Below are 11271 nucleotides of genomic sequence, written 5' to 3'. Positions count from 1 at the left end.
TCCAGCCGCGACAGGCGGCGGCGCAGGTTGTCCCCGTCCTGCGGCCGGGCTGGTCGCGGCGCCAGCGGTAGTAGGTCATGCGGCTGATGCCCAGGATGCGGGCCACGTCCACCACCTTGGCCCCACCCTCCAGCAGATTGTCGGCCTTGGCCAAGCACTGCGCGATTTCTTCCGCCGAGTGATTCCGTTTCATGGTTCGTTTCCTTTTGCCCTCAATTGCCGGGCGCCTGCATCCGCAGGCTTGGCTTCCTCGCTTTCCAGTCCGCTATGCTCCCCGGAAAGCTCCGGCGGACCCCCTTACGAAAACGAGGGCGCGTCCTACAGCGATACGCGTCAAAGACGCATGCCGCGGCCATTTCAGTCTCATAGCAACGGGCTGCCTTTGCCGGCCCCCCACACGCGCCGCACCGTCAGCGCCTGCGACAGTTCAACGAAGTCCGCGCGGGCGCCGGGGGCGATGCGGCCCCGGTCGTCCAGACCCAGGAAGGCCGCCGGCACCCGTGAGGCCATGGCCAGCGCCGCCTCATGCGTCACCCCCATCAGGCGCACCGCCCCCCGCACCGCCGCCGCCATGTCGATGTCGGCCCCGGCCAGCACGCCATCCGCCGTCACCAGCCGTCCGTCGCGGCGATGGATGGTGTGGCCGTAGAGCTGGAACCGGGTCCAATCCGTGCCGGTGGGCGACATGGCGTCGGTCACCAGGAACAGCCGGTCCGGCCCCTTGGCCGCCAGGGCCAGGCGCAGCATGGCCTCGTGCACGTGCACGCCATCGGCGATGACGCCGCACCAGCCGCGTGGGCCCGCCAGGGCGGCGCCGGCGATGCCCGGTTCCCGGTTCATCAGCGGCGGCATGGCGTTGAACAGGTGGGTGAAGCCGGTCAGGCCGTGATCCAGGGCGCTGGCGGTCCGGGCGAAGCTGGCGGCGGAATGGCCGCCGGCCAGGATAAGGCCGGCTTCGGCCAACCGCGCCAGCGTGGCGTCGTCCATCACCTCCGGGGCGAGGGTCAGCAGGACCTTGCCCCCGGGGAAGCGCGCTGGCAGGCCCACCAGGAATTCGATGTCCTTTTCGGTCGGTGGGCGGATGTAGGCCGCCTCATGCACGCCGCGCCGCTCCAGGCTCAGGAAGGGACCTTCCAGGTGGATGCCGGCCACCCCGCCGCCGGGGACCTGGGCCGCCGACGCCGCCGCGTCCACCGCCAGGCGCCACCTGCCGGCGGCGTCGGTGATTAAGGTGGGCAGAAGGGAGGTGGTGCCGAAGCGCCGGTGGGCTGCGGCGATGGCCAGCGCCGCCTCCGCCGTGGGCGTCGCGTTGAACAGCACGCCGCCGCCGCCGTTCACCTGGGTGTCGACGAAGCCCGGGGCCAGCAGGCTGTCTGGCTCCAGCGCCACCGTCTCCACGGGACCGGCAGCCGGCGGCTGGGGCAGCAGGTCCAGCACCCGGCCGTCCTCCACCAGCACGCCGATGTCGTCCAGCGTCTGGTCGCCGGTGAAAACCGGGCAGCCGTGGAAGAAGGTCCGCATCACACCGTCTCCGTCACCTTGCGCAGATTGGGCGGCACGTCGGGATCCAGGCCCCGGGCCCGCGCCACCTTGTGGATGGCCATATAGAAGCTGGCGACCGCCGCCAAGGGGCCAACCTCCGCCGGCAGGCCAGGCACCACGGGCAAGGCCTCCACGCCCTCGATGCCCTCCTCGGTCGCCAGGATGGGGGCGCCCAGGCTGGCCGCTTTGGCCAGGGTTCCGCGCGTCACCTCCGCCGTCACGTCGTCCTGGGTCAGCGCCAGGATGGGGAAGCCCGGGCCCACCAGGGCGAAGGGGCCGTGCACCACCTCCGCCGCGCTGAAGGCCTCCGCATGCAGGCGCGAGGTTTCCTTGCACTTCAGCGCGATTTCCGCCGCCGCCCCGCTGCCGATGCCCCGGCCCAGGACATAGAGGCCGGTCGCCAGCTCCAGCCGGCGCAGGCCCGGGTACCAGTCGAGGTCCACGGCCGTGTCCAGCCAGCCGGGCACCTTGGCCACCGTGTCCAGCAGGCCCGCATCCTCCCGCCAATGGGCCACCAGCTGCAGGAAGGCGACGCAGGCCGTGAGGTAGGATTTGGTGGCAGCCACGCTCTTCTCCGGCCCGGCGCACAGCGGGATGAACACATCCGCCAGTTCGGCCAGGGGGGAGGTCTCGTCGTTCACGAAGCCCACCACCAGGGCGCCGCCGGACTTCGCGGCTTCCGCCAGGCGCAGCAGGTCAGGGCTGCGGCCGGATTGCGACACCGCCACGAACAGGGCGCCGTCCATCTGCAAAGGCGCGTTGTAGAGCGAGACGACGGACGGCCCGACGGAGGCCACGGGCACGCCCAGGCGGGTCTCGATCAGGTACTTGCCATAGGCGGCGGCATGGTCGCTGCTGCCCCGGGCGCAGGTGATGACCACCTTGGGCTTCAGATCGCGCAGGCGGGCGCCCAGGTTGCGGAACAGGGGGGCGGCGCGCGCGATCTGGCGGGCGGCGGCGGCACCGGATTCGGCGGCCTCGATCGCCATCAAGGGGGTCGGCTTGGTCATGACGGATCCTGCGTGTCTGAAGGGGTGGGCGGCGGCGGCGTCAGCTCCACCACGAAGTCATCGGCGTCGCCCCGGGAGTGGAGCGGACGAGTTCCAGAGGCGCGCCGCCATGCCGGTCCCGGGGGCCCGTGTTTGAGGCCGGATGATACCAGATGCGGACCAGGGCGGCAGATGACGCCATCGGCAACTTCGCCGGAATGGCGCCGCCGGGTCCGTCAAATACCGCCTAAACCGTCAAAAGTGAGGGGTCGGTCCCATGGGAACAAGGGCTTAAGCGCGTTGTCGGGCCAGCCGGACCAGCGTTCCCGATCCGCTGACGATGGGCTGCCGACGGGAAGGAATTTATCGATATTCGATAAATCTCGTTGACGGCCCGCGTCTCTGCTCTTATCGTTTTTCAATAAGGGCACTCTACTGGAGACAGGGAACATGATCAATCGAGACAAGCTGGTCCGGTCATCGGCGCTGGCCGTGCGGGTGGCGTCGATCGCCAACGGGGCCTTCCTGCTGGCCGTGGCGCTGGGGTTGGCCGCGTCCTGGGTGATGGCGGGCCGGTTCACCACGCTGCTGCTGGGCGCGGGGGCGGGGGGCGACCTCGCCCAGATGACGGCCGGCGCCCGCTGGATGCTGGTGCTGGGCTTGGCCATGGCGGCGGGTGCGTTCGTTCTGCTGCGCGAGCTGGGCGCCATGGTGGCCAGCGTTTCCGCCGGCGATCCTTTCGTCGCCGCGAACGCCGACCGGTTGCGTCGCATCGGCTGGGCGCTGCTGTTCCTGCAGCTGCTGGACATCCCGGGCTATCTGATCCGTTGGTCCTTTCCCGCCTTGGGGAACGCGGCGCCCGATGCCGGCATGTCGCCGGGGGGGTGGATCGCCGTGCTGATGGTCTTCGTGCTGGCCCGCATCTTCGCGGCGGGCACGGCCCTGCGGGACGACCTGGAAGGGACCATCTGACCCATGCCCATCATCGTCACGCTGGACGCCGTGCTGGACCGCAAGGGCATGACCCTGACCCAGCTGTCGGAGGCGATCGACATCACCCTCGCCAATCTTTCCATCCTGAAGACGGGCAAGGCCAAGGCGATTCGCTTCTCGACCCTGGAGGCCATCTGCCGGGTGCTCGACTGTCAGCCGGGCGAAATCCTCACGTTCGAGCGCGATTGACGCTCAACCGCCACCTGAAGACCCTGACCAGAAAGTATCGACACCATGCCGTCCGTTTCCGTTTTCCGTCTGAACGCCTTGCGCGCTGGCTACCTGCTGCTGGCGGCCGGCATCGGTGCCACCATGTGGCCAACGCTGCTGATGCGGGGACCGGCGCTGGAGCTGATGCACGGCGCCACCCTGTCCATTCTGTGCGCGCTGGGTCTGCTGGCCGTGCTGGGCCTGCGCTATCCCCTGGCCATGCTGCCGCTGCTGCTGCTGGAAATGATGTGGAAGACCATCTGGACGGTGCGCATCGCCCTGCCGCTGTGGCTGGACGGCGGGCTGGATGATGACTTCATGGGCACGTTGGGCGCCTGCCTGATCGCCGTGGTCTTCCCTTTCCTGGTCCCCTGGCGCCATGTCCTGGACACCTATGTGCGCCGGGCGGCCGATCCCTGGCGGCGCGTTTGAGCGGCGCCCGCCAGAGGGCCCGCTCCCACCCTCCACGGAGTGGCCGGCCGGCCGGCGGGGCCGCCAGCTTCACCCTGCCACCGGGTTTGCCGATGCCGCCGCGGACTGGCCCTTCACCGGTTCCAGCGCCAGCAGGTGCAGCAGGCGTTCGGGCGTGCCGTCGAAGACGTCGGGCCGGGCCACGGGGTTGTCGGCGTTGAACCAACCCTTGAAGCGGCGGGTGTTGTATTCGTACCAGGTGGGGTTGCTGAACAGCGGCACATAGGGCGTGTTGGCCGCCACGATCATCTGCACCTTGTCCATGGCGCGGCGCTGGCCCGTGGGGTCGATGGTGGCGACGAAGGCGTCCAGCGCGCCATCCAGATCCGGGTCGGTGAAGCGGGTGGGGGCGAAGCGCGTCTTGCCGCTGTAGCGGGAATGGAAGCCGGTGTCGAAGCTGCGGTAGGGCGTCTCGCCCGGGAACAGGCCGTTGATGGCCATGTCATAGTCGCCGCTGATCAGCCTCTGCGCCCAGGACGCGGGTTCCACGGTGGTGACGCGGACGTTCAGGCCCAGGGCGTTCAGGCTTTCCGCCACCAGCTGGGTGGAATTCACCCAATCGGTCCAGCCGGTGGGCACCAGGATGTCGAAGGCGATGGGGCTGCCGTCGGCGTTGTCGACATATCCGTCGCCGTTGACGTCGCGGAAGCCGCTTTCCGCCAGCAGGGCCTGGGCGCCGTTCTTGTCGAAATGGGCGTATTTGCCGTACTGGCGCTCGGCTTCCGGGTTCACCCAGTCCTGGTAGGTTCGGCCGATGCCGCTGGCGTACTCGTTGACCTCGGGATAGCCGTAGCCGGCGATGTCGACGATGGCGCGGCGATCCACCGCCATGCTGACCGCACGGCGGAAATTAACATTGCGGAAGGCGGCGCGGTTGCCCCGGCTGGGACTGTTCAGGTTGATGTCGATGGCCACCGTGCCGCCCGGCGGGAACCAATAGCGGTGGTGCTTGGGGTCGGCCGCCACGTAGGTGCGCTCGATATCCGGCAGGAAGGCGCCGAACCAGTCCAGCCGCCCCTCGGCGGCGGCCGTCAGCAGCTGTTCGTTGTCCCGCACCTGGGGGAAACTCATGCAGTCGACCTTCAGGTCGGCGGCGTCCCAGTAATTGGGATTGCGGCACTGCACGTAGACCTGGGGGGTGAAGCGCTTCACCTCCGTCATCGGGCCCGTGCCCACGGGCGTGTCGTTGGTGAAGGTCACCGGGTCCGCGACCCTGGACCAGACATGGCGCGGCACCACCGGCACGCGCACGATCTCGAACACGATGCTGGTGTTCACCTTCTTCAGGGTGAACACCACGGTGTGGGCATCCACCGCCTCCACCGCCGCGACGCGGTTGCCCATGTCCAGCGTGTCCAGCGCCTTGAACCGGCGCAGCAGGTCGAAGGTGTAGGCGACATCCGATGCGGTGAAGGGCTGGCCGTCCGACCACTGCACACCGTCGCGCAGCCTGAAGGTCAGCTTCAACAGGTCGGGGGAGAAGGCGTAGTCCGTGGCCAGGCGGTATTCCGGCCGGCCGCCGTACATGGAATTGAACACCACCAGCGGCTCATAGATGAACTCGCGCACGCTGGGCAGGCGGCTGGTCTCGTTGAAGGGGTTGAAGTTGCGCACCCAGCCGCTGGACATGGCGGCCAGCACGGTCAGCGTCGCCGGGGACGCCGCCGCCGTGGTCGGTTGGCTGTCGGGTGCGGCCATCGCCGTGGCGGCGAGGGCGAGAGCAACACCCGTGGTGGAAACCAAACGTCGGATCAAGGCCGTCCCCCAGCATACCGAAACGTGCACCGTATGCCCCCCTGACGGAAGCGCCGCTGGACTCTAGCCGGTCTCCGGCGCGCCGTCGTGCCTTCACTGTCGCCGTCCCGGCCGTGGGGGGCCAGGGCGCAAACGCGTCAGTTCCGTCAGGGCGCCGCCATCAGGTCGCGGTCGGCGGCCGAGGCCAGCTTTGCGGATTGACGGAATTGACGGTATGCTCGCAGCCGCGCGCCGGTAAAGTCGATTTAAAAACAGTAATGTCCGTGGATTTGGATGTATTCCTGTCCATGCCAATAAAACAGGGGGTGATCGGGGTGGTCGGGTTTGAGAGGTGGGCTATCAGGGCGCCGGCCGGCCTCGTCACGCTTGGGGTGCTGCTCTTCCTGTCGCTCCTGACGGCGCTCTATGCCGTCATGGACCGGACGGACACGGCGGTGGCGACCGCCCGCGACATGGCGGCCCACGACCTGGGCATCCTGTATGAATCCGCGCGCGACCAGAGCGCCGCCTATTCCAGCACCAGCTTCATCGGCTACAGCGTTGGCCGCTATTACGGTTTCGCCTCCGCCTTCGCGCAGATCTCACCCAATCCCGAACGGGCCGCAGCCTTGCTGCGCACCGCTTTCGCGCAAGGCGACGCGCAGCAGCAGGGCGCCTCCTCGGCGCTGGCGCCCTACATGGCTGTGCACGACCGCTTCCACGCCAGTTTCGTGGACATGATCGGCTCTTCCGTCTTCAACGACCTCTACCTCATCGACCGCCTGGGCCGCGTGGTCTACAGCCTGCGCAAGGACAGCGCCTTCGGCCAGGATCTGAACGACGCCCGCACCCGCGACACCCCCCTGGGCGAGGTGTTCCGCGAGATCATGGCCCGGCTGCAGAAGGCGGACGACCCCACCCAGGTGCTGGTGGTGACCCCGCCGAAGGAGCTGGACGGCGCCACCGCCGGCGACGGGCCGGAGGGCGTGGGCATGCTGGTGGCCCGGCCGGTGGTGCGCCACGGTTCGGTCGAGGGCGTGGTGGCCTTCCGCCTGCCGCTGGCGACCGTGGACCGGCGGCTGGGCACCTTGGCGCGGCCCGGCATCGGCTTCGCCCTGATGGACGCCGACGGCCGTCCGGCGGATCAGCCGGTCGCGTCCCGTGGCCTGTCGCCCCGTGGGATCTATGGCGTCTCTGGATCGCCCTGGCAGTTCCAGGTGCTGGCCAGCGGCTGGGCGCTGTCGGGTTGGCTGGGCTGGTGGACCTGGGGGCTGGCGCTGGCCAGCGCCGCTGGCGGCGGCTGGACCTGGCGCCAGGCCCGTCGCCAAGCTCCATCCATGATTGCGGCACCGCCGGTGGTGCCGGCCGCTCCGCCCGTACCGGCCGCACCCGCCGTTTTCCTGGCGCCGGCGCCGGTTCCCGTCATGGCGCCGCCCGTGCTGGAGCCGGTGGTAGAGGCGCCGCCGCCTGTGGTCCCGCTGGAGGGCGAGCCCGCAAACGACCTGGACGCCAACGAGGAATTCCGCCGCTGCATCGTCGACGTCATGACCCTGGCGCTGGACTTCTGGCACCACAGCAAACGGAAGGGGAAGATCGAGCTGGCGGAGGAAAGCGGGCTGTGGCGCGTCTATATGGACCGCAGTTCGCTCCAGACCCGCACGCTGGACAAATACCTGCTGGTGGAAACGCTGCCCCGCAACCCCCGCTGGCGCGACGTGGTGCGCACAGCGGAGTTCGTGCTGCGCCATTGCCCGGAAAACGGGGCGGAGCGGGAGGGGGTGCGCGAGGCCCTGGGCCGGCTGAAGCAGCACCTGCGCCATGCCGAGCGGATTTGAGCCCGGCGGCAATCCATAAGTAATACATTGTAATGTTACAGTTTCCGCCGGTTCTGACAGTCAAAATCCCCGGTTTTGCCGTCATTTTCGACATTCTGCCGGAACCGGCCTTTCGCCCCCGCCCCGCTCTCATGCCTGATATGCCGGAACGCACGGCCACCCCGGGTTGTCCCAGCGGGCTTCCCACAGGGGCAACCACATGGGCAAAGAGGCACATGGGCAAAGGGGATGGCGGTGTCTGGTTCCAGGCGTGGCGCCCTCGGTTGGGTTCTGACGGACGGCCGCGCCGGTAAACACGAAAAGATGGGCCAGAGGAGGGTTTGATGGGTTTTGGGAGAAAGATGCTGCGCGGCTCCGCCAGCGTGGTGGCGATGCTGGCCGTTTCAGCCACGGCCTATGCGGCCGACGCGCCGGCGGCGGATGACGGCCTCAACGAAATTGTGGTCACGGGTTTCCGCAAGTCCATCCAGGACAGCATCGACGTCAAGCGCCAGCAGAACGCCGTCGTCGACGTCGTCAGCGCCGAGGACATCGGCAAGCTGCCCGACAAGAACGTGGCCGACGCCCTGCAGCGCGTGCCCGGCGTCATGATCCAGTCCGCCGCCTCCGGTGAAGGTGGCTTCGACGAAGCCGACCGCGTCAGCATCCGCGGCTCCAGCCCCTCGCTGACCAACACCACCATCAACGGCCACGGTGTCGCCACCGGCGACTGGTTCCTGCTGGATCAATATTCCACTGTCGGCCGCTCGGTCAGCTTCTCGCTGCTGCCGTCGGAAATCGTGGAAAAGACGCTGGTGTACAAGAGCCAGCAGGCCGACCTGGTCGAAGGCGGTGTCGCCGGCTCCATCGACATCGTCACCCGCAAGCCGCTGGACTTCAGCAAGAGTTTCACCGCCGTTGTGGATGCCGAGGGCGTCTATTCCGACCAGGCGGGCAAGGCGTCGCCGCAGATCAACGGCATGGTGTCGTGGAAGAACCCGACCAACACCTTCGGTGTCGTCGCGCAGGCTTTCTATGAGGAACGCAACATCCGTCGCGATGGCCAGGAAGTCCTCGGCTATTCCCAGTTCGCCTCGACCGACGCCGCCGTCAAGGCGCATCCGGAACTGAACGGCGTCTACTATCCCACGCTGATCGGTTCCGCCCTGTTCCAGCAGAAACGCAAGCGCGTGGGCGGCGACGTCGATGTGGAGTTCGCGCCCACCGACAAGCTGACGGTGGACATCAACGGCTTCTACTCCCACATGGACGCCGACAACTCCAACCGCAATTTCATGTACTGGGGCGCGTCCATCTTCGGGACCAACCAGGCGGTGCCCACAGCCTATACGGTGAAGAACGGAACGCTGACCTCCGCCACCTCGCCCAGCGTTCCCAACGCCATCGTCTACGATCAGATCTCACGGCCCGGCGCCGCGGCCGAGACCTCTTACATCGACGCGGACGTGAAGTATGAGGCGACCGATCGCCTGACCTTCACCAGCAAGATCGGCTACACCTACGGCCTGGGCGACACGCCCAGCCAGCCGGCTTACGAGGCTGTGGCCGCCAGTTCGGCCAGCTATGCCCTGAACGGCCTGTCCGCCCCCGCGACGGTGGCGTTCGGCATCCCTACCGGCACTCAGAACGGCAACTACGCCACGGGCTGGGCCTGGAACGACGTGCTGACGGCCCAGGACCAGGAATATTACGGCCAGTTGGACGCCCAGTTCGATATCAAGTCGGGAATCTGGGATTCGGTGAAGGCCGGCGTGCGCTATGCCGCGCATCAGCGCAACACCCAGTTCAAGATCAACGGCGGCTGCTGCATCAACAACGGCTGGGCGGCGGCCACGCCCAGCTCCAGCGGCACCTACCCCAGCGACTTCGGCGCCAATCTGGGCGGCCCCATCCTCAGCAACATCTGGAGCCTGACGGAACAGCAGATCGCCGCGTTCAACGCCGCCTACGGCAACAACGACCCGGTGTCGCGCTACTACTGGCCGGGTTCCTTCAAGGTCACCGAGGACGACAGCGCCGCCTATGTCATGGCCAATGTCGGCGGCGCCGGCTGGTCGGGCAACTTCGGCGTCCGTTTCGTCGACACCAACGTCAACAGCCTGGTCTATGTCAGCGCCACATCGACGACGCCGGGCGCCATCACCACCTCGGCCTTCGGTCCCTATGTGCCGACCAGCATCAGCCACGACTACGTGAACGTGCTGCCCAGCGCCAACCTGAAGCTGGAGATCACCGACAATCTGATCAGCCACCTGGCGGTGGCCAAGACCATGGCGCGGCCCGACTACAGCGCGCTGGGCGGTTCGGTCAGCTTGAACGACGTGGCCTCCTCCGGTTCGGGCGGCAACCCGAACCTGAAGCCCATCGAATCCACCAACTATGACGCGTCCCTTGAATGGTATTACGGGCCGCAGTCGCTGTTGTCCCTCGCCCTGTTCTACAACGACATGAACTCCTACGTGACGTTCGGTACGGCGCCGCAGACCTATTACTCGGACTTCTACAAGGCCAACCACACCTACATCGTCACCACGCCGCTCAACACCTCGGCCAAGAACCGGGGCTTTGAACTGGCGGTGCAGCAGCCGATCTATGGTGGCTTCGGCGTCCAGGCCAACTACACCTACGCCTATGGCACCGAAGAGAACGGCGCCCCCATGGTCGGCAACTCCCGCCACACCTACAACCTGACCGGCTATTACGAGAACGACTGGATCAGCGCCCACCTGTCCTACACCTTCCGCTCGCACTTCGTGGTGGGTCTGGACCGCAGCACCATTGAGAACCAGGACGACTTCGGCACCCTGGACGCCTCGGTCAACGTGCCGGTGGGCGATTATGTGACGCTGACCTTCTCGGCGTTGAACATCACCGACAGCCTGATGAAGTACTACGCCAACAACAAAGATCAGCCGCGTGCCATCTACGACAACGGTCGCCAGTACTACTTCGGCGCCCGCTTCAAGTACTGAGTCCTACCTAGAGTGTGTGGTGGCCGGTGGCGTTCCTGCCCGCCGGCCACCACCAGTACCCCGTCGGCTGTTTCGTCGCGGACGACGGGCTGTTTCCTTGAGGGCGTGTGTCTTCGGATTTGTGCTCTCGATCTCCCCGAACTTGAGAAGGGCCCGGGCGGGCGTTCGGGCCCCTTTTTCCCGGGGGATCTGGCGGGATGAAGGCCTCCCGTCCTTGCTTTACAAAAGGGTTCCACGACAGGGGCCGAGGCCCTGGTCGGGTTGACTGCTGAAACGGTGCCGCTGGCACCCGGAAAAGAGGTTCAGAAGCCCGCGACGTGGAACTGGCCGTCCGGCATGTACCATTCGGCCGAAACGTCCAGGTTGTTGGCCAACTGCGGCTTCAGGTTCGGGTTGCCCGCTGTCGCGGTGGCGCCGGTGATCACATGGTTGCTGTTGGTGGTCAGGCTCAATGACCCCGAGGCGTTCAGGGCGCTGAAGCTGGGATTGGTCATCGACTGGTAGGCGGCGAAGCGCAGGTGCACG

General features: G+C 67.3%; 10 protein-coding genes. 5 read left to right on the top strand and 5 right to left on the bottom strand.

Annotation, left to right across the window (positions count from 1 at the left end; genetic code table 11):
* From I55_RS34525 to I55_RS15845, 3 genes are all read right to left on the bottom strand, one after another.
* The coding region (locus I55_RS34525) for a transposase (RefSeq protein WP_044561556.1) at window positions 1–193 on the bottom strand (193 nt) is incomplete at its 3' end.
* 170 nt (window positions 194–363) lie between these two features.
* Window positions 364–1521 (bottom strand): N-acetylglucosamine-6-phosphate deacetylase, encoded by a 1158-nt coding sequence (gene nagA / locus I55_RS15850; protein WP_044561554.1) that lies wholly within the window; start codon window positions 1519–1521, stop codon window positions 364–366.
* Window positions 1521–2552: an SIS domain-containing protein gene (locus I55_RS15845; protein ID WP_044561553.1), complete on the bottom strand. Its 1032-nt coding sequence runs from the start codon at window positions 2550–2552 to the stop codon at window positions 1521–1523. Before I55_RS15845 ends, nagA begins: the two co-directional genes overlap by 1 nt.
* A gap of 429 nt (window positions 2553–2981) precedes the next feature.
* Between I55_RS15845 and I55_RS33150 the strand changes: the two genes are divergently transcribed.
* The 3 genes from I55_RS33150 to I55_RS15830 are packed head-to-tail and all read left to right on the top strand — an operon-like array spanning window position 2982 to window position 4166.
* The gene (locus I55_RS33150; protein ID WP_049974187.1) at window positions 2982–3503 is read left to right on the top strand and encodes a DUF2975 domain-containing protein; all 522 of its coding nucleotides are present in this window, start codon (window positions 2982–2984) and stop codon (window positions 3501–3503) included.
* Window positions 3504–3506: 3 nt separating this feature from the next.
* Window positions 3507–3713, top strand: a complete 207-nt coding sequence (locus I55_RS15835; protein WP_044561552.1) for a helix-turn-helix transcriptional regulator — start codon at window positions 3507–3509, stop codon at window positions 3711–3713.
* A gap of 45 nt (window positions 3714–3758) precedes the next feature.
* Complete coding sequence (locus I55_RS15830) at window positions 3759–4166, top strand: hypothetical protein (protein ID WP_044561551.1); 408 nt, start codon at window positions 3759–3761, stop codon at window positions 4164–4166.
* A 69-nt stretch (window positions 4167–4235) separates the two neighbouring features.
* Here the strand turns inward: I55_RS15830 and I55_RS15825 are convergent, their stop codons facing one another.
* Entirely contained in the window at window positions 4236–5960 is a 1725-nt protein-coding gene (locus I55_RS15825) for an ABC transporter substrate-binding protein (protein WP_252181171.1), read from the bottom strand.
* Between the two features lie 287 nt (window positions 5961–6247).
* On the opposite strand from I55_RS15825, the gene I55_RS15820 reads away from it, so the two are divergent.
* Together I55_RS15820 and I55_RS15815 are read left to right on the top strand one after the other, a co-directional pair.
* Window positions 6248–7774: a cache domain-containing protein gene (locus I55_RS15820; RefSeq protein WP_148293770.1), complete on the top strand. Its 1527-nt coding sequence runs from the start codon at window positions 6248–6250 to the stop codon at window positions 7772–7774.
* Between the two features lie 323 nt (window positions 7775–8097).
* The gene (locus I55_RS15815; RefSeq protein ID WP_044561548.1) at window positions 8098–10746 is read left to right on the top strand and encodes a TonB-dependent receptor; all 2649 of its coding nucleotides are present in this window, start codon (window positions 8098–8100) and stop codon (window positions 10744–10746) included.
* 302 nt (window positions 10747–11048) lie between these two features.
* Here the strand turns inward: I55_RS15815 and I55_RS15810 are convergent.
* Window positions 11049–11271 (bottom strand): TonB-dependent receptor domain-containing protein (locus I55_RS15810; RefSeq protein ID WP_044561547.1); only part of this gene is annotated, 223 nt, incomplete at its 5' end.

The sequence above is a fragment of the Azospirillum sp. B4 genome, from assembly GCF_000333275.1.
Taxonomy (GTDB): Bacteria; Pseudomonadota; Alphaproteobacteria; order Azospirillales; family Azospirillaceae; genus Nitrospirillum.
This window is presented reverse-complemented; position numbering and strand designations above follow the sequence as displayed.

What these genes read in the sequence shown, in the direction of transcription:
- I55_RS33150 (WP_049974187.1), top strand. Translation starts at nt 2,982, where the DNA reads ATGATCAATCGAGACAAGCTGGTCCGGTCATCGGCGCTGGCCGTGCGG.
- I55_RS15815 (WP_044561548.1), top strand. Translation starts at nt 8,098, where the DNA reads ATGGGTTTTGGGAGAAAGATGCTGCGCGGCTCCGCCAGCGTGGTGGCG.
- I55_RS15820 (WP_148293770.1), top strand. Translation starts at nt 6,248, where the DNA reads ATGCCAATAAAACAGGGGGTGATCGGGGTGGTCGGGTTTGAGAGGTGG.
- I55_RS15835 (WP_044561552.1), top strand. Translation starts at nt 3,507, where the DNA reads ATGCCCATCATCGTCACGCTGGACGCCGTGCTGGACCGCAAGGGCATG.
- I55_RS15830 (WP_044561551.1), top strand. Translation starts at nt 3,759, where the DNA reads ATGCCGTCCGTTTCCGTTTTCCGTCTGAACGCCTTGCGCGCTGGCTAC.
- nagA (WP_044561554.1), bottom strand. Translation starts at nt 1,521, where the DNA reads ATGCGGACCTTCTTCCACGGCTGCCCGGTTTTCACCGGCGACCAGACG.
- I55_RS15845 (WP_044561553.1), bottom strand. Translation starts at nt 2,552, where the DNA reads ATGACCAAGCCGACCCCCTTGATGGCGATCGAGGCCGCCGAATCCGGT.